General features: G+C 42.9%; 21 protein-coding genes. 10 read left to right on the forward strand and 11 right to left on the reverse strand.

Annotated elements, in window-relative coordinates:
• Positions 1–24 precede the first annotated feature (24 nt).
• A complete protein-coding gene (locus tag CWI32_RS10820) occupies positions 25–1,524 on the reverse strand; it encodes a flavin-containing monooxygenase (RefSeq protein ID WP_378266984.1) in 1,500 nt (499 codons plus the stop codon).
• A 141-nt stretch (positions 1,525–1,665) separates the two neighbouring features.
• On the opposite strand from CWI32_RS10820, the gene CWI32_RS10825 reads away from it, so the two are divergent.
• The 5 genes from CWI32_RS10825 to CWI32_RS10845 all read left to right on the forward strand — a co-directional run bounded on the left by CWI32_RS10825 (position 1,666) and on the right by CWI32_RS10845 (position 8,762).
• Positions 1,666–2,673, forward strand: a complete 1,008-nt coding sequence (locus tag CWI32_RS10825; protein WP_005097302.1) for an AraC family transcriptional regulator — start codon at positions 1,666–1,668, stop codon at positions 2,671–2,673.
• Positions 2,674–2,757: 84 nt separating this feature from the next.
• Positions 2,758–3,903, forward strand: coding sequence for a cell division protein ZapE (zapE, locus tag CWI32_RS10830; protein ID WP_005097301.1), 1,146 nt, complete (start codon positions 2,758–2,760; stop codon positions 3,901–3,903).
• 371 nt (positions 3,904–4,274) lie between these two features.
• Positions 4,275–6,440 (forward strand): malate synthase G, encoded by a 2,166-nt coding sequence (locus CWI32_RS10835; protein WP_074383243.1) that lies wholly within the window; start codon positions 4,275–4,277, stop codon positions 6,438–6,440.
• A 127-nt stretch (positions 6,441–6,567) separates the two neighbouring features.
• Complete coding sequence (locus CWI32_RS10840; RefSeq protein WP_081273087.1) at positions 6,568–8,016, forward strand: aldehyde dehydrogenase family protein; 1,449 nt, start codon at positions 6,568–6,570, stop codon at positions 8,014–8,016.
• 83 nt (positions 8,017–8,099) lie between these two features.
• On the forward strand, positions 8,100–8,762 hold the full coding sequence (locus CWI32_RS10845) for an SOS response-associated peptidase family protein (RefSeq protein ID WP_100535285.1): 663 nt from the start codon (positions 8,100–8,102) through the stop codon (positions 8,760–8,762).
• Positions 8,763–8,838: 76 nt separating this feature from the next.
• Here CWI32_RS10845 and CWI32_RS10850 read toward each other — a convergent pair whose 3' ends face one another.
• The gene (locus CWI32_RS10850; RefSeq protein WP_005097294.1) at positions 8,839–9,303 is read right to left on the reverse strand and encodes a MarR family winged helix-turn-helix transcriptional regulator; all 465 of its coding nucleotides are present in this window, start codon (positions 9,301–9,303) and stop codon (positions 8,839–8,841) included.
• 739 nt (positions 9,304–10,042) lie between these two features.
• Here CWI32_RS10850 and CWI32_RS10855 point away from each other — a divergent pair.
• A complete protein-coding gene (locus CWI32_RS10855) occupies positions 10,043–11,566 on the forward strand; it encodes a TerC family protein (protein ID WP_005097293.1) in 1,524 nt (507 codons plus the stop codon).
• A 575-nt stretch (positions 11,567–12,141) separates the two neighbouring features.
• Here the strand turns inward: CWI32_RS10855 and thiM are convergent.
• From thiM to CWI32_RS10870, 3 genes are all read right to left on the reverse strand, one after another.
• A complete protein-coding gene (gene thiM, locus CWI32_RS10860) occupies positions 12,142–12,990 on the reverse strand; it encodes a hydroxyethylthiazole kinase (RefSeq protein WP_171304343.1) in 849 nt (282 codons plus the stop codon).
• A gap of 32 nt (positions 12,991–13,022) precedes the next feature.
• The gene (locus CWI32_RS10865) at positions 13,023–14,183 is read right to left on the reverse strand and encodes a hypothetical protein (RefSeq protein ID WP_035337723.1); all 1,161 of its coding nucleotides are present in this window, start codon (positions 14,181–14,183) and stop codon (positions 13,023–13,025) included.
• Between the two features lie 160 nt (positions 14,184–14,343).
• On the reverse strand, positions 14,344–14,601 hold the full coding sequence (locus tag CWI32_RS10870; protein ID WP_100535286.1) for a hypothetical protein: 258 nt from the start codon (positions 14,599–14,601) through the stop codon (positions 14,344–14,346).
• A 361-nt stretch (positions 14,602–14,962) separates the two neighbouring features.
• Here CWI32_RS10870 and pepN point away from each other — a divergent pair, with 361 nt between their 5' ends.
• Positions 14,963–17,569, forward strand: coding sequence for an aminopeptidase N (pepN, locus tag CWI32_RS10875; protein ID WP_100535287.1), 2,607 nt, complete (start codon positions 14,963–14,965; stop codon positions 17,567–17,569).
• 215 nt (positions 17,570–17,784) lie between these two features.
• Positions 17,785–17,994, forward strand: a complete 210-nt coding sequence (locus tag CWI32_RS10880) for a hypothetical protein (RefSeq protein WP_004278836.1) — start codon at positions 17,785–17,787, stop codon at positions 17,992–17,994.
• 34 nt (positions 17,995–18,028) lie between these two features.
• On the opposite strand, the gene CWI32_RS10885 is transcribed toward CWI32_RS10880, so the two are convergent.
• Positions 18,029–18,475 (reverse strand): universal stress protein, encoded by a 447-nt coding sequence (locus CWI32_RS10885; protein ID WP_005097283.1) that lies wholly within the window; start codon positions 18,473–18,475, stop codon positions 18,029–18,031.
• Between the two features lie 135 nt (positions 18,476–18,610).
• Positions 18,611–19,054, reverse strand: a complete 444-nt coding sequence (locus tag CWI32_RS10890; RefSeq protein WP_005170452.1) for a universal stress protein — start codon at positions 19,052–19,054, stop codon at positions 18,611–18,613.
• 315 nt (positions 19,055–19,369) lie between these two features.
• Between CWI32_RS10890 and CWI32_RS10900 the strand changes: the two genes are divergently transcribed.
• Together CWI32_RS10900 and CWI32_RS10905 are read left to right on the forward strand one after the other, a co-directional pair.
• Positions 19,370–20,320, forward strand: a complete 951-nt coding sequence (locus tag CWI32_RS10900) for an alpha/beta hydrolase (RefSeq protein WP_218949424.1) — start codon at positions 19,370–19,372, stop codon at positions 20,318–20,320.
• An 84-nt stretch (positions 20,321–20,404) separates the two neighbouring features.
• Positions 20,405–20,752: an SMR family transporter gene (locus CWI32_RS10905; RefSeq protein ID WP_005097280.1), complete on the forward strand. Its 348-nt coding sequence runs from the start codon at positions 20,405–20,407 to the stop codon at positions 20,750–20,752.
• A gap of 59 nt (positions 20,753–20,811) precedes the next feature.
• Here the strand turns inward: CWI32_RS10905 and CWI32_RS10910 are convergent, their stop codons facing one another.
• The 4 genes from CWI32_RS10910 to aceR form a co-directional block, all read right to left on the reverse strand.
• Positions 20,812–21,987, reverse strand: a complete 1,176-nt coding sequence (locus tag CWI32_RS10910; RefSeq protein ID WP_074383234.1) for a benzoate/H(+) symporter BenE family transporter — start codon at positions 21,985–21,987, stop codon at positions 20,812–20,814.
• Between the two features lie 75 nt (positions 21,988–22,062).
• On the reverse strand, positions 22,063–22,719 hold the full coding sequence (gene leuE, locus CWI32_RS10915) for a leucine efflux protein LeuE (RefSeq protein ID WP_100535288.1): 657 nt from the start codon (positions 22,717–22,719) through the stop codon (positions 22,063–22,065).
• A 73-nt stretch (positions 22,720–22,792) separates the two neighbouring features.
• Positions 22,793–23,770, reverse strand: a complete 978-nt coding sequence (tal, locus tag CWI32_RS10920) for a transaldolase (RefSeq protein ID WP_100535289.1) — start codon at positions 23,768–23,770, stop codon at positions 22,793–22,795.
• Positions 23,771–23,859: 89 nt separating this feature from the next.
• A complete protein-coding gene (aceR, locus tag CWI32_RS10925) occupies positions 23,860–24,750 on the reverse strand; it encodes an HTH-type transcriptional regulator AceR (protein ID WP_005170459.1) in 891 nt (296 codons plus the stop codon).
• Positions 24,751–24,803: the final 53 nt, after the last annotated feature.

The raw sequence follows: 24,803 nt of genomic DNA on the forward strand, positions 1-24,803 counted from the left end.
TTGATGCTAGATGGTGAAAAGCTTTTAGCTAACTTTATTGAATAATCGATAATCTGCGGTATTGGGTTTCTTGGTTTTCAGCCAGTATTTCCAGGTATAAGTCGGCCATAAGGCAAAATTCTTGCCACCTTCCTGCTGATACCAGCTGATACAGCCAGATTGCCATACGGTCTGTTCAAACATATGTTGCACCTGCTGATTAAATGTATCTTGCGCCTGCTCTTTGACCATAATGGCATCGCTATGCGATTGATCGACCCGCTGCATGAGCTGTAAGATATAGTCAACTTGTGCCTCAATCATAAAAATCACAGAGTTGTGTGCCAATAGGGTATTTGGGCCCAGTAACTGAAATAGGTTTGGGAAACCTTTCATGCAAATTCCATAATAACTTTCAGCCCCCTGTTTCCAGACGTCATTGAGCTGTAGATTATCCAGCCCAGTACATTGAAAATTCTTCATATAGATGCGTGGATCGGTAATGAACCCGGTGCCATAAATCAGACAGTCAATTGGCCGTTCCTGACCATCTTGGGTAATGATGCTATTTTCAGTGAGTTCCTGAATCTTTTCAGTCACCAGTTCTACATTCCTGCGGTTAAAAGTCGGGAAATAGCTATTAGAAACCAGAATTCGTTTACAACCCATGATGTAATCCGGAGTGAGTTTTTGAGCTAACTCAGGATCTTTAATCTGGTATTTGATGAACAGTTCTGCCAGTTTCTGGGTGTATTTCATGATTCCGGGTTTAACGATGGGGATGACCCGCGATTCATTTGACCAATATAAGCGGGCACGGTGCAGTTTTCGGAACCAGTCATATTTTTCAAATAGTGTCTTTTCGAGAGGGTGATAGACACGTTCATCGCGAGGAATGATCCAGGCTGCAGTACGTTGCATGACATAGAGTTGTTTGCATTGTGGGGCAATTTCCGGAACATATTGAATGGCGCTGCCACCTGTGCCAATCGATGCGACATTTTTGCCATTTAAATCATAAGCATGATCCCATTGTGCAGAATGAAAGACTTTCCCTTGAAACTTCTCAATACCGGGGATAGGTGGAATCTGGGGAATATGTAAAGGCCCTGAAGCAAATATGACAAATTGGGCTTCCAGGATAGTTTGATCTTGTAACTGCAATTGCCACAGACAGCGCTCTGCCTGGTAATGCGCTGAAAGGACTTCAGTATTTAAGCGGCAGAACGCACGCAGCTTATAATCGTTTACCAGATCCTGAATATAGGAAAATATCTCGGGTGCTTCGGCATAGCGTTTTGACCAGTTACTTTTCGGAGCGAATGAGAGGGAATATAAATGTGACTGCACATCACAGGCTGCGCCAGGGTACTGGTTGTCTCGCCAGGTTCCACCAAATTCATGGCCTTTTTCCAGCAGAATAAAATCATGGATGCCTTGCTGCTGTAAACGTATTGCCATGGCAATACCGCCAAAACCGGCGCCAATAATGGCGACTTTGGTAAAGGGTGGCGAGCGGGTGGCACTTGTATTTTCCAGCATCATTGCATTCCTTGCTTATTTTAATAAGAGATTATTATCATCATTCACTGATAAAAGATTAGACCTAAAATTGATCTAAACGGCAATAGCAGTACACTTATTTTTATAGTACAACTAAGACTATCACATTGTATTTGTATGGTTATGAAACGTTCTGTTCTCAGTCTGATGTATTTGATTCAAGGTATGCGCAAGGCGGGCATAGACGTCGATCAGAAGCTGCAAAACATTGGACTGCGTGTCGATGCCTTTGATCCTGGCTCGATTATTCATCCGAGTCTGGAACATGATGTACTTAAGGTCGTAGGGCAGGAAATCGAAGCTGAACAGGGATTATTGATTGGCCAGCATTATGCATTGGCAGGTTATGGTCCGTTGTTGATGTTACTGGTTACCAGTCCGACGGTACGTGATGCGCTGCATCAGGTGATCCGCTTTCAACAGTTGACGCATTTGACAGGACAATTGGGTTTGCAACAAAGCGAGCATCATAGCGCGTTGTGTTATCGACCGAAAAATCTGGAAGATGGTCTGGGTGTGTTGCTGGCACAGGCGGAGATTTCGGGAACTTTCAAGTTTATCCGTGATATCTACAAAATGATGGGCCTGTCCAAACCTGATTTACGGATCGAGTTACCATTTGCCCATCCGCAAGAGCCGAATACCTTAAAGGTCTATCATGATTATTATGGGACACAGGTTCAGTTCGATGCACCAAGTGCGGCATTCTGGTTTGATGAAGCAGTTCTGGATATTAAAATTCCGTCTGCGGATACGGTGACCTTTGCGCTGTATGAAGCCAAGTGTTTTGCTGAATTGCAACGTTTGCAACAGGATGAGCAGACACCGACAGTGGTGCAGCGCGTTCAGGATTATCTGGAAATACAAAGTGGTTTGATGCCGAGCATGGCCGAAACTGCGCAGGCGCTAAATATTCCGGAGCGAACCTTGCGGCATCAGTTACAGCAGTGTGATACCAGTTATAAACAAATTCGCGAAGACATTATTAAAGATAAGGCTTTGCGATTGATTGAATATAAACAGTATTCAATTGAAATGATTGCAGAGTTGTTGGGCTATTCCGAGCCGGCTGCTTTTAACCATGCCTTTAAACGCTGGTTTGGGCAAAGCCCTCGGCAATATGTGAAATAGCCTAAGCTTGTTTATGCCAAAGTGTTATAGTGTGTTGATTAAACTCCGCTATAATTAAATTGATCCCAAATAGTACGAAACTCTATGTCCGATTTTAATTCACAGCACAGCACCGCCTTTAGTCCGATTTCTCCTGCAGAACGTTATGCACAAGCAATATCTTCGGGACAGTTTATGCCTGATGATGCACAGGCAATGGCAGTACATGAACTGAATCGTGTCTGGCTGGAATTGATTCAGCGTTTTAAGGCCTCGAAAAAAGCCTTTCGCCGTTTTCGCCGTCAGACTTCTCCCAATGGCGTGTATATGTGGGGTGGTGTGGGTCGTGGCAAAACCTGGTTAATGGATCAGTTTTATGATTCGATTCCATTTCGCCGTAAAACCCGGATGCATTTTCACCACTTTATGCAGCATGTGCATCGTGAATTAAATAAGCTCTCTGGGCAGCGTAATCCGCTGGATCTGGTCGCGGATCAGATTTATAAAGACGCGGTGATTATCTGTTTCGATGAGTTCTTTGTATCCAATGTCACCGATGCCATGATTCTGAGTGATCTGTTCCAGAAACTATTTGAACGCGGGATTACTTTGGTTGCAACTTCGAACATTGCCCCAGATGGCCTGTATAAAAACGGGATTCATCGTGACCGTTTCCTGCCGACGATTGAACTGGTCAAGAAAAACTGTGTGGTGTTAAACGTCGATGCCGGCGTCGATTACCGTTTACGCGTATTAAAACAGGCGCAGTTATTCAAATTCCCATTAACCCATGATCATAAAAACTGGATTGCGCAACGTTTCAGCGCTTTGACTCAGACGCAAACCTGCTCTGAAGAGCCGATTATCATCAATAACCGTATTGTGGAAACTGTGTCACATACCGAAGATGTATTGTGGTGCGAGTTTTCTGAGCTGTGTCTAAAACCACGTAGCCCGGCTGACTTTATTGAAATTGCCAATATTTATAATACGGTTTTAGTCAGTAATGTGCCGCACCTGACCGATTTCCTCAATGATGGGACGCGCCGTTTTATTTATCTGGTCGATGAGTTCTATGACCGTGGTGTCAAACTGTTATTGACCTCGGAAGACAATATTATTGATATTTACCAAGGTGAAAAACTGGTCTTTGAAATTGAACGGACGCGTTCACGTTTACTGGAAATGCAGTCGGATGAATATCTGAATTCTGAACATCGTCAGATTCAGAAAACTATCTCGAGTGAGTAGGAAGCAGAATAAAAGCGCTGGTCATTGACTGGCGCTTTTTTATAAAAATAAGCAGGTAATTGATCGACAACTAGGGCCAAACATGGCTTAATCTTGATCTAAATATGATCGTGTATAACTAGAATGCATAATTTTTACTCGAAAATCTGAACTTAAGTCTAATTTCTACATTTCGAAAACTTTATACACTGTCATTAGGGTATTTAGCAGAATGATATCTCAATGCGGCTGAGCGACGTCTGATATGTTTATGAGGGTACTCATATTATGAAAAATGCTCAGTATTTAGCAATTTGATAATACTATTCAGCTAGATTTTAATCGGTATACTAGAATCTCTTGTATAAAAAGTAGCAATATCAGGAAAGACAATGACTGCACGTATTCAAAAAGGCAAGTTAGCGATTGCTAAAGAACTTTACGATTTTATCGAAAATGAAGCACTACCAGGTTCTGGTTTGGATAGTGAAACTTACTGGAAAAACTTTGAACAAGTCGTTGTTGATCTTAGCCCTAAAAATAAAGCACTTTTGGCTAAGCGTGATGACATTCAAGCGAAAATCGATGAATGGCACCGCAATAACACATTTGAATTACAAGCTTACAAAGCTTTCTTGACTGAAATTGGCTACTTGTTACCAGAAGTAGAAGATTTTCAAATCAGCACTGAAAATGTAGACGAAGAAATTGCCGTATTGGCCGGCCCACAGCTGGTGGTACCGGTACGTAATGCACGTTACTGCCTCAACGCAGCCAACGCACGTTGGGGTTCTCTCTACGATGCACTTTATGGTTTCGACGTGATCTCTGAAGAAGATGGCGCGGAAAAAGGCAAAGGCTATAACCCGAAACGTGGTGAGAAAGTTGTCGCATTTGCGAAAAACTTCCTTGACGAAACTTTCCCATTGGCACAAGGTTCGCACGCAGACGCAACTCAATATGCAGTTGATCGCAACGCACTGGTTGTAAAATTAAAAGATGGTTCTACAACGACTGTTGCGGATAGCGCTAAATTTGTTGGCTTCAATGGCGAAGCGTCAGCACCGACTGAAATCGTATTTAAAAATAACGGTCTGCACGTTATTGTGCAAATTGATGCAACGAGCCCGATTGGCCAGACTGATGCCGCTGGCGTAAAAGACGTAGTTCTTGAAGCTGCGGTTACCACCATTCAGGATTTGGAAGACTCGATTGCAGCGGTTGATGCTGAAGAAAAAGTGGAAGGCTACCGTAACTGGTTAGGTCTGATGAAAGGCACTTTAGAAGAGTCCATTCAGAAGAATGGTAAAACAGTTACCCGTACACTGAATGCAGACCGTACTTTCAAAAATGTGGAAGGTGGTGAAACCAAGGTTCATGGTCGTTCATTGATGTTGCTGCGTAATGTCGGTCATTTGATGACAAACCCTGCCATTTTGGTCGATGGTGCAGAGATTTTTGAGGGCATCATGGATGCCTTGATTACACCTTTGTTGTCTTTTGCCGACATCAAAGGTGAAAATACCATTAAGAACTCGCGTCAAGGTTCAATGTATATCGTTAAACCAAAAATGCATGGTCCTGAAGAAGTGGCATTTGCCGTTGAATTGTTTGAACGTGCGGAACAGGTACTGGGTTTGCCTGCAAAAACTTTAAAAATCGGGATTATGGATGAAGAGCGCCGTACTTCTGTAAACCTGAAGAACTGTATTGCACAAGCCAAAGACCGTACTATTTTCATCAATACAGGCTTCATGGACCGTACCGGTGACGAAATCCATACCTTTATGGAAGCAGGCCCATTCGTACGTAAAGGCGAAGTCAAAGGTCAGATCTGGTTCCCGGCTTATGAAAACCGTAATGTGATGATCGGTCTGCAAGCAGGTTTACGTGGCAAAGCGCAAATCGGTAAAGGCATGTGGCCAAAACCAGATATGTTGCTCGACATGTATAAAACCAAAACTGAACATCCGGAAGCAGGTGCGAGCTGTGCATGGGTGCCATCACCAACAGGTGCGGTAATTCACGCGATTCACTATCATCAGATTAATGTTGCGGATCGTCAGCAAGAGTTATTGGCAACTGAAGCCTTGTCACTAGATGACTTGTTAACGCCACCATTAGCAACAGACACTAACTGGTCTGAAGAAGAGAAAACCAAAGAACTTGAAAATAACTGTCAGGGGATCTTGGGTTATGTGGTTCGCTGGGTAGACTTAGGTGTAGGTTGTTCTAAAGTACTCGATATCAACGATGTCGGGTTAATGGAAGACCGTGCGACTCTACGTATTTCTTCACAGCACGTGGCGAACTGGTTGCGTCATGGTGTGGTAAGCCGTGAGCAAGTAGAAGAAGTGATGCAGCGTATGGCGAAAATTGTAGATCAGCAAAATGCCAATGATCCGTTGTATACGCCAATGTCTGCAGACTTTGCCAACAATATTGCATTCCAGGCAGCGTCTGACCTGATCTTTAAAGGTGGTGAACAGCCATCAGGTTATACCGAGCCACTTTTACATGCAGCACGTTTAAAGTTAAAAGGTTATACAGGTGACTAATCCCGTCTAACTTAAAAAAGCCTCTTCGGAGGCTTTTTTATTGTCTAATGGTAAGCGGCTGTCTTTCTGACTAGAAATTTTTCAGTTGAACTCTTAAAGTGGAGCAAAGCTTGCGAGGAACAATAAAATGATGACGGTATATCAGGACTTAGACCAGCAGTTTATTCATGGTCAGTGGCAACATGGAACTTCAACCAAAATCATAAAAAATATCAATCCTTTTACCCAAACCGAAATTATGAGTCTTGCAGCTGCCAGCTCTGTCGATGTAGACAGTGCGTATACGGCAGCAGAACAGGCTTTTCAACAGGGTGTTTTGAATTCCATTGAAGTCCGTAAAACAGTATTGCAAAATTTAATTAATATTATTCAGCAGCGCCGTGCAGAAATCATTGACTGGCTGATTATTGAATCAGGCAGTACGCGCATTAAAGCCGGCCTTGAGGTAGATGCTGCCTTGGGGATTATTCACGAAAGTCTGGCATTTCCAGATCAGCTGAAAACTGAACAGCTCGAAAGCAAAGATCCAGTACGGAAAAGTTTGGTCTTGCGTAAACCTTTAGGCGTGATTGCAGTCATTAGCCCATGGAACTTTCCATTTCATCTGTCCTTGCGTTCAGTGGCGACAGCGATTGCCTGTGGCAATACGGTTGTCTTGAAACCAGCCAGTGATACGCCGGTGACTGGCGGTACATTAATCGGGAAATTATTTGAAGAAGCCGGTTTGCCTCCGGGTGCATTGAATATTATTGCCGGTGCTGGCAGTGAAATCGGGGATTATTTTGTCGAGCATTCAGTGCCAAAAATGATTTCATTTACCGGCTCGACTGAAGTGGGGAAAAGTGTCGGCAGTAAAGCTCTGGCCAGTTCCAGAATCAAACGTTTGGCACTGGAACTGGGCGGCAATGCACCCTTGGTGATTCTGGATGATGCCGACCTTGATCTGGCGGTTGAACTGACCTTGATGGGGCGTTTTATGCATCAGGGACAAATTTGCATGAGCACCAATCGGGTTGTTATCGATGCATCTATTCATGATGCTTATGTGGATAAGCTTCTGGATCGAGTCAAAATGATTCCAGTGGGCGATCCGAATCTGGAAGATACCATCATCGGGCCGATCATTAATCGGAGTCAGGTCAAAAAGCATCAACAGATCATTCAGACAGGCAGCGAGCAGGGCGCACAGCTGGTATATGAGGGCGGAATTGAAGGAAATCTGGTCTATCCGCATATTTTCATTAACGTCACAGCCGATTCTGATTTAGCACAACAAGAAAGCTTCGGTCCGATTTTACCGATCTTAAAAGCACGTGATGAGGCCCATGCTTTAAATCTGGCCAATGCAACAGAGTTCGGTTTGTCCAGTGCAGTCTGTACATCAAATATCGAACGCGGCAGCACTTTTGCGGCACAACTGGATATTGGCATGACCCATATTAACGGGATCAGTGTTGCAGATCAGTCGAATGCACCCTTTGGCGGCGAGAAAAACTCAGGACTCGGACGTTTTAATGGTCGCTGGATTTTTGAGGAGTTTACCCGGACACACTGGTTGACCATACCGAATTCATGATACTCAAATCTATATCAATATTACAGGTTTGGCTCAGACATCAGGTTATAATCGAGTGGTCGAATGATTTACATTAATCCGCCATGTGTGCCAACTTTAAACCTTTAAGCTTAGAACAATTGCATAATCTGGGGTTGCCCGAAATTCCCTTTGAATATCCGGAAGAGGTCTATCCCAATTATGCTACACCGCTGTTATTTCATTCAGCTCAAGGACTGGAATGGCGGTCGGTAAATTTTGGCCTGATTCCAAAATGGGCAGAAGATAAAAGTATAGCTACCAAGACCTATAACGCCAGAAATGAAACTTTATTGCAAAAGCCAACCTTTGCTGAAGCCACTGCCAAATGTCATTTTGGGGTCATTCCTGTTGCCGAGTTTTATGAGTCCAAATATTTTGACAATAAACCACAGCGTTGGGGTGTAAGATGTCAAGATGGTCAGGCGACTTTTATTGCGGCAGTATATGAGATTACACGAGTACAAGGGGAAATTGTACGATCTGCCAGCATGATCACCATGGATGCCATTGACCATCCGATGATGAAAGAATTTCATGAGCCTGGAAACATCAAACGTTCGGTGATCGTAATTCCGCATGAGCGACTACAAGAATGGCTGACACTGAGTCATCCGGATATTCGGAGTTTTGTACACGGCTTTCCGGAAGAAGAGTTTGAATGTTCACATGTTCCCAAAGAAAAAATCAAAAAAGCCAGCCCACAACTGAACTTTTTTGATTCTTAGAAAGCTCCGGTGAATTATTTATTATTGAAAGTATGCCAATTCGCCAGCGTCTATTTAAAAATAAAAAGTAGGACTTTTAACGAGCCAGATTTTTAAAAATATGACGTAAACTTTCCATGGTTTTTTCAATTTGCAAAGGCGTCAAGCCTTCAAATGACTGCTCTAGTACTATATTGGTCAGATCATTGATCTTATGTGTCATTTGCATGCCTTTTTCGGTCAAAAATACCCGGGTAATTCGTGCATCATCTTCACATGAATAAGTCTCAACCAGACCTTCATCTTTTAAGCGATAAACGATTTTAGTGGTGGTCGACATTTTAGATACGACCATCTCTGATAAGTCGGATACACTCGCATGCGGTTTGGATTTTAAGGCAAGAAGGATACGGCGGCGCGAATTGTCTACACCATATTTTTTAAGTGCGTGATCGACATTAAGTACATATTGAGCATGAACCTGAGTAACCCAATAATAGGGAAAGTTTTCTAAATTAAATTCTTCCGTACACGGTAAAAATTTTGCATATTTCTTAGTCATGAAATGTTCCTTGTATTTATTTTTCTAGGGCCCGTCCATTTTATGAAAAAGTTTATGCATGTTTCAACCTTTATTTTAAAAATGTTAAAGAGATTGCACTTTTTAGTTTTTCTTAATAGCCCCAGAAGTCGAGCAGTTCTGCATATGCGCTGATTCAGGACAGAGAATGGCCATTTTAAATCGGATGAAAGGCAATAATATTTTGTGTAAAATTAATACTTAATTGTATATTTCTGAGGCGGAATCATTTTCCGCAATGGTTTGTCATTCGACAGCATGATTCGCTTATCGGCCAAAATGCAATCACTCTGATTTTAATCAACCAGACAATTTTGCTGATGGATCTATGCAGTTATGCGGAGGAATTTCCCCATCAAAAAATTCAAGCCCTATTTTAACTGATTGCTTTTTTAATCGGTATATATTTGATGGCTGAATTTTTAGTTCACTTTAAAAGTGGTTGAGCTAATGAATGGTAATTACTGCATATTTTTAATTAAAGTAAAATAATTTGTGAAGAAAAAATTAAGTTTAATGCGTTTTATACACACTGATTAATGAAAAAAGTCTAAGGAAAATCATAATCATGTAATTTTTTTATAAATTAATACATTACAAAATACTCAGTTTATGCATAATGGAATGGTCTTAAGTTACATAGGTTAAATTTAATGGATCCCTCGCCGTGCGTTGATCTTCCATCTCTATTTCTAGCTTACTCGAACGGGGTAGTTCTCTAATGGAATTTTTATTAGATCCCGGAATTTGGGTAGGTTTAATTACTCTTATTATTCTTGAAATCGTTTTAGGTATTGATAACCTAGTCTTTATTGCCATTCTGGCTGAAAAACTTCCTCCTGAACAACGTGATAAAGCTCGTGTCATCGGTCTTTCACTCGCATTATTGATGCGTCTGGGCCTGTTGTTTGCCATTGCTTGGCTGGTCACTTTGACTCAGCCGTTGATCACCCTGTTTGACTGGACCTTCTCCGGTCGGGACTTGATCTTGTTATTTGGTGGCTTGTTCTTGGTGTATAAGGCCGTCACAGAGTTACATGAAAAGATAGAAGGTAAGCCTGAAGTCAAATTGACCACTAAGGTGGTTTATGCAAGTTTCACTGCTGTTGTTGCCCAAATTGTTGTTTTAGATGCTGTATTCTCTTTAGATTCAGTGATTACTGCAATTGGGATGGTCGACAATATTTACGTCATGATGGCTGCAATGATTGTTGCGATGGGTGTAATGCTACTGGCATCGAAACCATTGACCAGTTTTGTAAACCGTCATCCAACTGTGGTGATTCTGTGTCTAAGCTTCCTGCTTTTGATTGGTATCAGTCTGATTGCAGAAGGTTTTGGTTTCCATATTCCAAAAGGCTATATCTATTCAGGTATTGGTGTCGCGATCTTGATCGAAGCGTTCAACCAGTTCGGCCAGCGTAATGCAGCAAAGCATGAATCTAAGATTCCTTTGCGTCATCGTACGGCTGATTCTATTTTGAAGTTAATGGGCGGCAAGCTGGAAACCACTGATACTGACAAAAATGAAGCTCAAGAAGCCTTTGCAGATGAAGAACGTTACATGATTGGCGGGGTATTGACCCTTGCAGAGCGTTCAGTCGCTTCGATCATGACACCGCGCAGTCAGATTTCATGGGTCGATCTAGAGGATAGCCCGGAACAGATCCGTGAAAGAATTCTATCTGTTCCCCACAGCCTGTTTCCGGTATGTCGTGGCAGCCTGGATAAGGTGATTAGCATCGTACGTGCCAAGGAATTACTGGATGTGCTGGAAGAACCAGAAGAGTTAAAAGCCCTGATCAAACGCCATCGTCCAATTTATATCTTTGAAAAGATGAAAGTTATTGATGCGATCAATACTTTGCGTACCTCTAAAGGCTCTTTGGTCTTGGTGAGCGACGAGTTTGGTAATGTACAGGGTTTGATCTCACCACTAGATGTATTTGAAGCCATTGCCGGTGAGTTCCCGGATGCAGACGAACAACTTGATTTGGTCAGAATTGACGATTCCCACTGGATCGCTTCAGGTATGCTGGATCTGTATCAGCTTGAGCTTGAACTCGGCATGATTGATCTGATTGATGAAGATGCTGGTTATATCAGTGTTGCGGGTCTGATTCTGGATAAAACCAACAGTGTGGTCGAAGTCGGTACTGAATTGGATTATCAAGGTGTACAGTTCAAAGTCACTGAAATTGAAAGCAATCGTATCAAATCAGTTAGTATTCATTACGCGGCTTAAACACTTGCTTTGTTCAAATCTTGAAGGTCAGTTGCTCTAGTGGCAGCTGACTTTTTTTTAATGCATCTTTTCTCAATTGTCCTTATTAAAACAAAGTGAGGTCATTGTTCAGACAGATTTTTTATCATTCGATGCAGACTATCACTCAAGTTGGATATTGAGCTGAATGGCTTGATATTGCACTAGAGTTTTAAGTCTAATAGTCAGGTTCGTAATGCAGCATAAGCAGAATCACATACTGGATATTGATCAATAGAGCCTGTTAATTAAAGCTTAAAAGTAACATTCAAATCCTGCTGAATAATTAAATTATAATTCACATGATTTCAGTTGGATCATGCAAAAACAGATCAAACAAAAGTTTGATCTGTTTGGTGAAAATCGGTAGATAAATTACATTAAGTTATATGAAGTCTGCTCAGTTAACCACCGATCATGCTCAAAATAGTTTCAGCGTAGGATTCAGAAACAACCTATCTCTTCAGAAATTAGTAGAAAATGTGAGCGATGTACAGCTAAAAGTGGGGTGTCAGGTCTATACCAATCTGCAAACACCCCTTAAAGCTGCTAGCAAACTAAACTGCTCCCGGCAAAATTTGAAAGTTGGCGTATTGTCGAATGCTTTCAGTATTAAGTTGATGGACTTCATCCAAAAAAGCCACATTAAAACTGCCAAGCTGTGGCGCACGTTCAAAAGCCCGTTGACCTGCAATTGCAAAATGCACATGTGCAACGAGTGCCGCGATTGCGGGAGAACTTACAGCACTATAGGCTGCAATCAGTGCACCAAGTGCACAACCGGTGGCCGTGACGCGCGGTTGTAAATATGATCCGCCTGATACCTGTATTACCGGATAATCTCTGGAAATGATGTAATCAGATTCACCGGAAATCGCGACACAGTCACAATGCGCCAATAAGCTTTGTGCCTGTAAATAAACATCGGCACTATTGATGGTGCTGTCCACACCTTTGGATTCGATCCGCTTTCCGGCCAAAGCACCAATTTCAGAGGCATTGCCCCGTAAAATTGTCGGATGGGAATTGAGCAACTGATCTACCGTATTCGAGCGCCAATGCAGTACCGTTCCATAACCAACCGGATCCAGTACCCATGGTTTTTTCAGACGATGTGCCGTTTCTGCAGCAATATGCATGGCCTGTACTTGTTCGGTGGTCGGCGTACCCAGGTTGAGATTGATCGCAGCTGCAATTTTGGCAAAGCTTTCGGCCTCAAAAGGATTATCGATCATGGCGGGGGAAGCATTGGCAGCCAGCACCACATTGGCCACATAATTACTGGCCACGGCATTGGTCATGATATGCACCAATGGCTGATGTTGCTGTAACTTTAACCATGCCTCGCAGATTTGATCCAGAAGCGTGTGCTGTAGTGCTTGCGTAGAAGTATTCATAATGATCATCTGTCAAAAAGGAATCTAAGTCGTATCTTCGCTCAGCGGGTAAAATAATGGTCCTGATGCTTACAGCTACGGCAGAACAGGCTGACATAGTCACTGGCATCATAATCCACCGAAAGCTCCTGTGAACCGCAGTGCATACAACGTTTCTGCGAATAAAATTTCAGGCGCGGTTCAATTTTATGCCATGAGCGCCAGACCGGCTGAAAGAAAATATTCTCATCATAACCCAGGAAGCGATAAAACAGGATTTCACTCATCTTGCTGAAGGCCAGTTGTGGCGGGCGTGGCAGGGTAGAGGTTTCCCATTTTTCCGTGACAGAACGTTCCCGATACTGTTGTAAGGTTTTTTTCAGCAGATTGGTATTAATAAAATTTTCATTGCGTGGCTTAAGCGCTTTTTGCTTATATAGATATTCCAGTGCGGTCTGTACCAGATAATAAATCTGTCCCACTGCCAAGACATCTAAAAGGCGATAGCAAAAGGTCTGAAAGCTCTGATTTCCGGCAATCTGCACATTCCAGCTACGACAGTAAAATTGCGCAAACTGAATGATCTCCTCATATAGCAGACAATACAGGGCATCTTTGACTTCATCTGCACTTTTAAAGGGCACACCTTGACTCAGGTTCTGATAAAACCAGTTGCGTAGTTGCTGGGTAATGCTGAACAGGCTCGGTTCAGAATAGCCATCCAGACGTACATTAATATAATAGTGCTGATTTTCCTGTTGCACATCTTTGGGAATTAAAATCTGTTCTCTGAGCATATTTTTGATCAGACCATGTTGAAACAGATAGTTCGGACTGATGGAAAAATAGCGAATATGATGCCAGTCGATATATTCGCGGTGCTGGCTATATTCCTGTACTTGTTCATCTAAAATCGAAAGTAAAAACAGTTTATTGATAAAACTGAGCTGATTGAGCTCAGGAACCGGCCGGTCCTGTTTTTTATGATAGAGACGATTTTCCTGTAAACGGACTTCCTTGAGCATGCGTTTACGCTGGGCCAGACACTGTGCGCAATAACAATTATTTTTTTGATCCGGATGAAGCTGATGCTGGCAATGGCTGCATTCATGGTAACTCATCTCCTGATCATACTGTTCCGCCTCAATCCAATACATCGATGCCTTACATAGCGGGCAGTGGGTGCTTTCATCAAGCTGTTTTTGCAGAACACTGAATACCATGGGCGCGAGCAACTTTAGAATGGACGGGCATTTGATTATACACCGCTGATGCGAAGCAAATGTAGTTGACTGATGCTATTTTACGTCAGCAAAAAATATACGCGCACATGAAAAGAGCTACCGAAGTAGCTCTGATCTTAAAAACATGAAATGACGGGTTTTAGACTGGGCATGGTAAGGTTTCGTCTTGTTGTCCGCGATGTTTGGCATGAATTAAGGCCTGAACTTTTTTAGATGGAACTTTCTTGGTACCGAGGGCATCGTAGCTGTTGAGAATGGCAGTCACTTCATGTGCCTGAAGAGGAATACCTTCACAGCTCATCAACAGTGCAATGACTTTATGGTCAATATTGGCCTGATCCAGGGTCTGCAAAGTTTTGATATTTTCGATCCGTACAACATGCTGTTTTAAATACATGGCTCACCTCATCATCGTTATCATTATTCTTTCATTGGAAGTGTGGAAAAACACAGTTTAACTGTAGCAAGAAGTGTGCTCATTTTTTAATCAGCATTTATGCGGTACTCTGCAAATAAAATTATATATTTTTAAATCAGTAATTTATTAAAATGTAAGAAATTATGATCCTGACTATTTTTATGGCATAGATATTTCTTATGTAGAGCCGGGTGCTGCTCAATTAGGCAGAATGCATTGAAAGTGGTGCACGAAATGCCCATATTAGATCTAACAATACAAATGCACAGACAGCGTTTCAAACTTGGCGTATGATTTTGACATGAACAATGTCGAACACGATAAAAGATTAGGACAGGACATGAATATTGCGGCAAACCCGGTGATCGAAGCGGATCAAACCATTTATTTAAAAGACTATCAAAAACCTTCCTTTGTTGTTGATTCCATCGACCTGAATATTCAAGTCTACAGTGACCACAGTCTGGTCAGCAGCAAGCTGGAGATGCAGCGTCAGACTGCTGGCGATCTGGTCTTGCTCGGACGAGATCTGGAACTGCAATCGATTCAGTTAAATGGTCAAATACTCAATGCCAGTGACTACAGTCTGGATGCTGAGCAACTGCTGATTGCCAATGCACCTGATCAGGTATTGCTTGAAATCGTGGTGAAAATTCATCCGGAAAGCAATACTATGCTGGAAGGTCTGTATCAGGCCAGTTCAGATCTGTTTGTAACCCAAAATGAGCCAGAAGGGTTCCGTAAAATTACTTTCTATCCAGACCGTCCTGATGTGTTGTCGGTCTTTACCACACGTGTAGAGGCAGACAAGAAATATCCGGTCTTGCTCGCAAATGGTAACCTGCTAGAAACCGGTGAAGTGGATGAAAATCGTCACTATGCCGTGTGGCAGGACCCGACCAAAAAGCCAAGTTATCTCTTTGCCTGTGTCATTGGTGATCTGGCGGTGATGAAAGATTCCTATGTTACGTCAGAAGGCCGCAATGTGGCACTGGAAATCTATGCAGAAGAAAAAGATATTCCAAAATGCAAGATTGCCATGGAAGCGCTAAAACATTCCATGCGTTGGGATGAAGAGCATTATGGCCTGCCATATGACCTCGACAATTACATGATCGTGGCGACCAGTGCATTTAATATGGGTGCCATGGAAAACAAAGGGCTGAATATCTTCAATACCTCATGTGTGCTCGCCGATGAAGAATTTACCACTGATGCTGCGATCATGCGGGTACAGTCGGTGATTGCCCATGAATATTTTCATAACTGGACTGGTAACCGGATTACCTGCCGTGACTGGTTCCAGCTCTGCTTGAAAGAAGGCTTGACCGTGTTCCGTGACCAGTCTTTCTCAGAAGATTTACAGTCGGCTGCGGTACAGCGTATTGATGATGTGGCGGTTCTGAAGGCACATCAGTTCCCGGAAGATTCTGGCCCGCTATCCCATCCACCACGCCCGGATCATTTTGTCGAAATTAACAACTTCTATACCGCAACCGTGTATGAAAAAGGGGCGGAAATTAACCGCATGATGGCGACCTTGCTGGGCAAGGAAAAATTCCGCCAAGGTACCGATGAGTATTTCCGCCGTCATGATGGTCAGGCGGTAACGGTGGAAGACTGGGTGGCCGCGCTCACCGCAGGTTCAGGGGTGGATCTATCCAACTTCCTGACCTGGTATAACCAGCCGGGTACACCGAAACTTGAAGTAAAAGCCGAATATGATATTGAAATGCAAACTTATCGTCTTAGCTTGAAGCAAAGCCTGAAAACCCATGCCAAATATCCGAATCTGAAAGCGGTACCTATTCCAGTGGCTTTGGCGCTGTTTGATGCCGAAACCGGTGAGCAGTTAAAGTTGAACTCTGAAGCACTCTTTGAAAATGGCGTGAAAGATGGGGTGTATCTGTTTGATCAGGAACAAGCCACGATTGAATTTAGCGGCATAAGCAGCAAACCGGTGGTGTCCTTGTTGCGTAATTTTTCTGCGCCAGTCAATCTGGACTTTGACTATTCAGAACAAGAATTGGCCTTCCTGTTGCAATATGAAACGAATGGTTTTAACCAGTGGCAAGCAACTCAAACTTTACTCGAGCGTATCTTGCTGGATGATCAGCCTGCAGAAATTTATATCGAGGCCATGCTTAATACCTTGCCGGATGTGATTGAGAAAGATCCGCTGTTGGCATCACGTTTGTTTGATGTACCGTCGGAAGGTTATTTAGGTAGCCGTATTGATCAGGATTATAATCCGGTCATGATTCAGGAAAAGCGTGAGGCTTTGCTGCATACTTTGGCACGTGCCTTTGGTGAAACAGCGAAAGAAACTTATCTCAATCTGGATCCTGATCTGCAATCTGAATTCTCGCAAGCGATGGGTGTGCGTGCTTTAAGAAATATCATGCTCACGATGATGGCTCGTCAGGGAGATGCATTTGCCTTTGATTTAGCCTATGAGCAATATCACACGGGGAATATGTCTGAACGTTTGGGTGCACTGAAAGTCTTGGTCTGGAATGATGCACCACAAGCACAAGAAGCTCTAGCCGATTTCTACAGCCGCTTTGAAGATGAAGCCTTGTCTTTAGACCAATGGTTTATGGTTCAGGCAGCCCATCCAAAAGCAACGGACGAAACCATTGCGTATCTGACCCAGCATCCAGATTATGATCTGGCGGTGCCTAACCGTATTCGTGCAGTCAGTGGTGGTTTGAATGCCAACCCGGTGAATGCCTGGAGCTTTGGCGTACAGCATTTTATTGGTCTGGCGAAATATCTGGACGAGAAAAACCCGATTGTAGGCTCACGTTTGCTACAGGTATTGTCACGCTGGTATACCTTGGCAGAACCGCAACGCAGTGAAGTGAAAGCACAGCTTGAAACCTTAAAACCACTGGTTAAATCTAAAAACGTGTCTGAGACACTCAATAGTATGCTCAGCGTATAACATCAATATTCATAAAAAACCGGATCGACCTGATCCGGTTTTTTATTTCCTGTTTATTTCAAACGCTGGCTTTAAATACAGTTGAATTTCTCTAAAGGCTTAGGTAAGTACCAAAGGGTGTTACAGTATGATTATACGGAAAAGAGTATTTATTTATTAAGCTGTAAGCTAGGTAAAGGGATCTACAGATTCGCTTACTAGAGGTTGTCCAAGATATGTTAGTGAAAATTGAAGATGGTTTTTATTTAAATAGCCAGCATATTATTGCCGTACATGTCAGCAAGAATCCTGAAAATGGCTTACTTGAAATCTCCATTCAATATACGCCGCATTCCATTCAGCAGGTCGGGGAATACAAGAAAGTATTTCAAAGCCAGCTTGATGCAGAAATCTTCTTGAGTGAGCTGAATCAAAAGCTTCGCTAAAAGCCTGCTCAGCTCAGGCTTTCATCAATACCTGTTATTGTCTGACCACCAGTACTGGAATATCAGAAAGTGCCAGCACATTTTGCGCCACACTGCCCAGCATGAGTTTTTGCAAACCTTTACGGCCATGTGAACCCATAATAATGACATCAGTCGGTGATTCATTTGCAGCCTGTAAGATTCCTTCTGAAGGTGCCATACCATGCAGGATTTTTGTCGTGACCTGTATGCCTTCACGAACAAAGCTCTGTTTCAGGTCATTTAAGCGATCAAGCGCATTTTGTTCTGCATGCATAAAGTAATCTGTGACTGCTGGAGCAACTTTATAAAAATCTACGCCCTTAAAAGGGTCAACCGCAATGACACTGAGTAAGGTGACATGGCTATGAAATACTTTGGCCAGTTCGAGGGCATGTTCTGCGGCAGCATAGGAAATCGAGGACTCATCGAGTGCTACGAGAAGATGATCATAATTATTCATGGTGCTTCCTGATATTTATTATTGCAGTAAGGAGAATAGGGGTTAGGTGGGTGAATCTCCATAACGTACGGTTTGGTTTGAAATCAAATATAGAAAACCGGGTAATGCGCACCTTGAAGATGCGCAAAGCTTTGATTATTTTTTCACGATCAGAACCGGAATTTCACTGGCACCTAAAACATCCTGTGCAAAGCTGCCCAGAATCATTTTCTGGAAGCCTTTACGGCCATGAGAACCCATAACAATCAGATCTGCTTTTACTTCATCAGCAGTTTTGGCAATGTGTTCGGCATTGACCAGACCTGTGACGATCCGTGACTGAGCTTCAATACCTTCAGTCGCTGCAATCGCAGTGGCTTCTTTCAGGGCATTTTTGGCATTGGCATGCGCCTGTACAAAATATTCCTTCATGATAGATGAGCTGTAATAGAAATCAGCTTCAGTAAAAGGATCTTCTGCAATCAGGCTGATCAGGGAAAGCTGGCCACCAAATGCTTTGGCAATTTTTGCAGCATGTCGTACTGCGGAAAAAGAAATTTCTGAGCCGTCTACCGGAACTAAAATATGCTGATAGGCCATGATTTTTTTACTCCAAATGTTTATTGTTCGCTTCTGATTCATTGATAGCACAGTGACTCTACAGGTGCAATTGCAAAACCTAAAAAAATGAAAAAACTCATTAAATTACAACTATTATTCACATAAAACTGTAAAGAAATGGGCAAATAAATCCGAGCAAAAAACTGGGGATTTTCACCTCTGCTGCCAGAACGAACTGGATTAAGTTTTTGGTTTTTGAGCATTTCAGTTAAACTGCCTGCGCTTGATTTTTATCAATATAGGGAAATTGAAATTGTGAGATATATCGCGGTAAATCTTGTGCTGGTCAGCTCGATGATGTTAGCGGGCTGTCAGAATACCGTACAAAATAGCAGGCTAATTGCCAGTGCCTTCAATATGACTACGGGCCTACAACAAAAAGTGATGGATCGTTATGCCCCTAAAACTGTTCGGGTACAAAACAATATTGTGTACCAGCCGCTACAAGATTTAAGCTTCGATCTGTATCAACCGCAAAATATTCAGAATCTAGGCCCGAGACCGACCATTGTCTGGATTCATGGCGGTGGCTGGATTTCAGGTTCCAAGGCACATGCCCGCGGCTATTTTAAGCTATTGGCGGCGCAAGGCTATAACGTGATTTCTGTACAATATCAGTTTGCGCCGCAGGTGACTTATCCGAGTCAACTTCAGCAAATTAATCAGGCATTGGCATTTATCAACACGCATGCCGAGAACTATCACATTGATGCAGCACAACTGTATTTAGCCGGAGATTCTGCCGGTGCCAATCTGGCCAGTCATTATGCCGCGTTGTTGACCAATCCAGAGTTTTCACAACAATCCAATTTCAGTCCAAATATTCAGCCAATGCAGCTCAAAGGCTTGATTTTGCATTGTGGTATTTACGATCTACAGGCCTTTGTGCAAAAAGCACCGGATGAAATCAAAATGGTCGAATGGGGCGTTTATAATCTGGTACAGGCTTATACGGGCGACCAGAAAGATGATGTCGAATTTTTAAAGCAGATTTCCCCGATCCAGCATATTTCAAATGCTTATCCGCCGGTGTTCATCAGTGGCGGTAATAAAGATTTTTTGACCGATACTCAATCCTTACCTTTTGTAGAGACACTCAAGGCCCGGAATATTGCAGTGACCGAGGTATTTTATCCGGAATCTAAGGCCTGGCTGATTCATGAATACCAGTTTTTTATGGGCAAAAAAGAGAGTCAGCAAACCTTTATTCGCACCCTTGATTTTCTGCACCAGCATTCATTGTAAAATAAGCATTATTTAAAGTTTAATTTTCTATTTTAATTGGCTTGTTATTCAAAGCATGAATACTGAAATTTTGGAGATGGAAAAATGAATCCTGTATCGTGGGCCTACCTGTTACTGGCACTGGCGATTGTCGCCGAAGTCACAGGCTCTACATTTTTAGTAAAATCTGAAGGCTTTAGCAAATTATGGCCGTCTTTGGCAGTCGTGGTTTTATTCTGTATTGCATTTTATTTATTGTCCCAAGTGATTAAAGTCATTCCATTGGGAATCGCTTATGCCATCTGGGCCGGTGTGGGAATTGTTCTGACTGCAATTGTGGGCTATGTACTTTTCAAGCAGACGCTCGATGTGCCTGCACTTATTGGCATTGCACTGATTATTTCCGGTGTACTCGTCATCAACCTTTTTTCCCAGACCGCAGGACATTCATAAAAGGCAGACATGATCGCTGCCCTTATTTGTCATTTTATTCTAATGATCAGTCATCAATTTTAAGTGACTTGAGGCTTGAGCTTAAATAGAAAATAAACCATTAATCCCAGTAGTAAGCCCCAAAAGGCTGAACCAATCCCGAAAAACTGAATATTGGATGCACTGAATAAAAAGGTCATCAGAGCCGCTTCACGTTCATGGCTTTGCTGAAAAGCCAGCGCGATGTTATGCCCAATGGTGCCGAATAAGGCAATTCCGGCCAGAATGGTAATCAGGATTGCTGGAAATGCCATCAGGACACTGGTCAAGGTCGCTGCAAATAGTCCCATCAAAATATAAAACAGCCCACAACTCATGCCTGCAATATAGCGTTTCTGTGGGTCGGGATGAGCTTGAGTATCCAGACTCACTGCCGCACTGATCGCAGCAAGATTGACACTAAAGCAGCCAAAAGGTGCCAGTATCGCCTGACTTATACCGGTCCAGCCTAAAATACCGTTTACCTTGGGTGGATAGCCATAGCTTTTAATTACTGCCAGTCCGGGTAGATATTGCGAAGCCAGATTGATCACCAACAGTGGTAAAGCCAGCCCTAGAACAGCTTGTAGACTAAATTCAGGTTGGATCCAGACCGGCTGGGCCATACTCCAGTTTAAACTCGGGATTGTAAAATCGATAAAGAAAGGGCAGAGCGCAATTGCGGTAAATACGGTAATCACGATGCTATAGCGTGTGCTGATTTTTTTTGAGATCAGATAAATGGCCAGGACACTGAGTACAAATTTCCAGGACTGTTGCAGGCTACCAAATACTGAAATACCAAATTTTAGCAATACTCCAGCCAGCATGGCACTGGTTAAACTTTGTGGAATAAAATGAAAAATACGCTCAAAAATTCCTAAGAATCCCAGCGCAGCAGTCAACAGTCCACAAATCAGAAACGCACCAATCGCTTCACCGAGGCTGTAATGACCCGCAGACGCAATGATCAAAGCTAGTCCCGCCGTTGACCAGGCAGTAGAAACAGGATACTGATATTTCCAGGACAGCCACACACCAGAGATACCTATGCCGATTCCCAGTGCCCATAACCAGGAACTGATTTGTGCCGCATTGGCGCCTAAGCTTTGTGCAGCTTCAATCACCAGTACAGCAGAAACACTAATGCCAATCAGGCAGGTAATCAGGCCGGCAATGACCGCAGTAAGAGACAGATCTTGTAATAGTTTTGGCATCGTCCATGACACAATTTTAAAAAGCGTTTAAATCATACGCTTTTCACGTATTTAGACAATATCTGTTTCAAGCTTTTATAAGGTAGAGCTGGCTAGCTTCATCCCAAAACCACAGAATAAAATGCCGACTATGGCCACACAACTGGCTGTCAGTTTGTAATGCTGGTTGAAATAGGAGGCCAGTTTTACCCCTGAGAAAATCAGAATGGACAGATAGGTCATGCTAATCAATTGCAAGATCAAAGCCAACAGAATGAAAGTCAATGCCGGATAAGGATAGCGAGGATCGACAAATTGCACAAAAAATGACAGGTAAAACAGAATCGCTTTTGGATTTAAAATACTGATGGTCAATGCAGTACGAAATGGCTGAATAGACGAAGCTTTAGCATCAGCCGCATTCATCTGCGGAATGGTCACTTTTTCTGTTGGACGAATGGTTTTATAGGCGGCACTTAATAGCTTCATCCCCAGATAACTCAGGTAGATGGCGCCGATAATCTTCAAAGTAATAAACAGGATTGGAAAAGCATGCAATAAAGATGCAGCCCCCAAAGCAGTACATACAATCAGAATCATGTCACCGGTATACACTCCCAGAGCACCTAAATAACCTGTCTTGATACCAAAACGTGAGGCAATGGACATGACATAAAGGGAATTGGGGCCGGGCAAGAGCACAATTAAGGTGGTACCAATGATAAAGGTACTGAGATCTGTAATACCAAACACGAAGAATTCGCACAAGAAAAAGCCGATGCGGCATTATAGCAACATCGGCTGGTAAAATTTCTAAGATTTTAGCTTAGCTTTCAACGGGATTGAGAAAGGTTTGACCTAATAGCGCAGCCAGTTGCTCACGCGCTTTGATGAAACCCTGAATACCGCCTTGTAACAGTTCACTGGCCATTTGATCCTGCTTCAGCTGTTCCAGAAATGCTGCCTGACTGATCGGACTCAGTTCACCCTGCACAGTAATAGCTGTCGCTGAAAGTTGCGGCTGAACTTCACGTTGATCATGGTTCAGTTCTGCCAGTAGATTTGGTGCAACGGTAAGAAGGTCACAACCGCTCAAGCCCAAGACCTGATCGATACTGCGGAAGCTGGCGCCCATAATTTCGGTTTGAATGCCATGGGCTTTATAAAACTCATAAATACTTTTAACCGATAACACGCCAGGATCTTTTTCGATTGGATAAGCATCCACACCTTCAGCCTTCTTGTACCAGTCCAGAATCCGGCCAACAAAAGGTGAAATTAAAGTAACTTTGGCATCAGCGCAGGCATGGGCCTGATGCTGGCCAAATAACAGGGTCAGGTTGGTATGAATGCCTTCTTCTTCTAAGGTTCTTGCGGCCTGAATGCCTTCCCAGGTTGATGCAATCTTGATCAGGATGCGGTCGGAGTCAATCCCATACTGCGCATATAGTGCCAGTAACTCTTTGGCTTTTGCGATGGTGGCAGCAGTATCAAAAGACAGGGACGCATCGACTTCAGTCGAAACACGCCCTTCAATTAATTTCAAGATTTCAACGCCGAATTTGACGGTCAAAATATCAATGGTACGTTCAATTAGGGCATCATCCGCATAGCCTTCCTGCTGCGCCTGCTGATAGGCCGCTTCAATCAGGGCCTTGTTCTCAACTTGACTGGCCGCTGCTGTAATCAGTGATGGATTGGTGGTTGCATCCAGAGGACGAAATTTTTCAATTGCGCTCAAGTCACTGCTATCCGCCACAATTGTGGTCAAGTTTTTTAATTGGTCTAATGCGGTTAATGTCATTACGATCTAGTTCTATGGTTATTGCTTATGCATACTTTTATATCATAAACCCTGTATTTACCAAGTAGACTGAAGTGGTGTTTCTGTGATTATTTGCTACTTTTACGCTGATTTCGCAGATGATTAATCAAAAAATGAGCAGCTGTGCCCAAGTTGCTTTCCCGACTCCAGACCAGATCGATAAAATATTCAAACTTTGGGGTGAAATCGAGCAGATTCAGCACTTGCAGATTTTGCTGTAAATTCGGCTGTTTTTTTAGCATTTCCTGCGGGAGAACACCCCAACCCAAACCCTGTTGAATCATGCTACAGGCAGAATGATGATTGTCAGTGCGCCAGTAATGACGGGAATATAATAATTCAGGTTTAATATTACGGTCACGGCTCGCCACCACAATTTGACGGCTATTTAGAATTTGTTCAAAGCTGACCTGATCGTATTGACTCAGTACATGCTGCTTGGCTGCGACAGGAATCAAGACTTCACGCTTTAATTCCACAAACTGTTCACGTGCATCGAGTTGTTCCCGCTCAAACATTAATGCCAGTTGTGCGCTACCATCCAAGAGCATCTGTTGCGCATCTTCCTGAGGTGCACCAAAGACATTAATCTGAAGCTCGGGAAATTGCTGTTCCACCAGAACGACATAATCAGTCCAGCGCGTATGCAGTAATTCAGAAACGATGACGATATTCAGTTCAGACTCCAGGCCTGAACTTAGGGCAAGCGCATGCTGTTTCCACTGATTCATTTCGATTAACAGCTGTTCTGTTCTTTCATACAGTGTCTGTGCCTGCTCCGTTGGCACAGGTTCACGCCCAATACGCTGGAACAGTTGCAGATTCAGATCAATTTCTAAATTCGCAATTGACATGCTAATGGCAGAGGGAACTTTTCCCAATTTTCGTGCAGCTGCAGAGAATGAACCGGTTTCCATCACAGTTTTAAATACAGTGAGTTGTTCCTGATTAATATTCATGTAATCTTATCTATCAATTTTATTGAAATATTCTAACTCGATTAATCAGTTTA

The sequence above is a fragment of the Acinetobacter pseudolwoffii genome, assembly GCF_002803605.1.
Classification (GTDB): Bacteria; Pseudomonadota; Gammaproteobacteria; order Pseudomonadales; family Moraxellaceae; genus Acinetobacter; species Acinetobacter pseudolwoffii.

Coding starts and splice junctions, on each gene's coding strand:
- CWI32_RS10820 (WP_378266984.1), bottom strand. CDS start 1,524: ATGATGCTGGAAAATACAAGTGCCACCCGCTCGCCACCCTTTACCAAA.
- CWI32_RS10865 (WP_035337723.1), bottom strand. CDS start 14,183: ATGGTATTCAGTGTTCTGCAAAAACAGCTTGATGAAAGCACCCACTGC.
- CWI32_RS10905 (WP_005097280.1), top strand. CDS start 20,405: ATGAATCCTGTATCGTGGGCCTACCTGTTACTGGCACTGGCGATTGTC.
- CWI32_RS10910 (WP_074383234.1), bottom strand. CDS start 21,987: ATGCCAAAACTATTACAAGATCTGTCTCTTACTGCGGTCATTGCCGGC.
- CWI32_RS10845 (WP_100535285.1), top strand. CDS start 8,100: ATGTGTGCCAACTTTAAACCTTTAAGCTTAGAACAATTGCATAATCTG.
- tal (WP_100535289.1), bottom strand. CDS start 23,770: ATGACATTAACCGCATTAGACCAATTAAAAAACTTGACCACAATTGTG.
- CWI32_RS10855 (WP_005097293.1), top strand. CDS start 10,043: ATGGAATTTTTATTAGATCCCGGAATTTGGGTAGGTTTAATTACTCTT.
- CWI32_RS10840 (WP_081273087.1), top strand. CDS start 6,568: ATGATGACGGTATATCAGGACTTAGACCAGCAGTTTATTCATGGTCAG.
- CWI32_RS10870 (WP_100535286.1), bottom strand. CDS start 14,601: ATGTATTTAAAACAGCATGTTGTACGGATCGAAAATATCAAAACTTTG.
- pepN (WP_100535287.1), top strand. CDS start 14,963: ATGAATATTGCGGCAAACCCGGTGATCGAAGCGGATCAAACCATTTAT.
- zapE (WP_005097301.1), top strand. CDS start 2,758: ATGTCCGATTTTAATTCACAGCACAGCACCGCCTTTAGTCCGATTTCT.
- CWI32_RS10900 (WP_218949424.1), top strand. CDS start 19,370: ATGATGTTAGCGGGCTGTCAGAATACCGTACAAAATAGCAGGCTAATT.
- thiM (WP_171304343.1), bottom strand. CDS start 12,990: ATGATCATTATGAATACTTCTACGCAAGCACTACAGCACACGCTTCTG.
- CWI32_RS10885 (WP_005097283.1), bottom strand. CDS start 18,475: ATGAATAATTATGATCATCTTCTCGTAGCACTCGATGAGTCCTCGATT.
- CWI32_RS10880 (WP_004278836.1), top strand. CDS start 17,785: ATGTTAGTGAAAATTGAAGATGGTTTTTATTTAAATAGCCAGCATATT.
- CWI32_RS10850 (WP_005097294.1), bottom strand. CDS start 9,303: ATGACTAAGAAATATGCAAAATTTTTACCGTGTACGGAAGAATTTAAT.
- CWI32_RS10835 (WP_074383243.1), top strand. CDS start 4,275: ATGACTGCACGTATTCAAAAAGGCAAGTTAGCGATTGCTAAAGAACTT.
- CWI32_RS10890 (WP_005170452.1), bottom strand. CDS start 19,054: ATGGCCTATCAGCATATTTTAGTTCCGGTAGACGGCTCAGAAATTTCT.
- CWI32_RS10825 (WP_005097302.1), top strand. CDS start 1,666: ATGAAACGTTCTGTTCTCAGTCTGATGTATTTGATTCAAGGTATGCGC.
- aceR (WP_005170459.1), bottom strand. CDS start 24,750: ATGAATATTAATCAGGAACAACTCACTGTATTTAAAACTGTGATGGAA.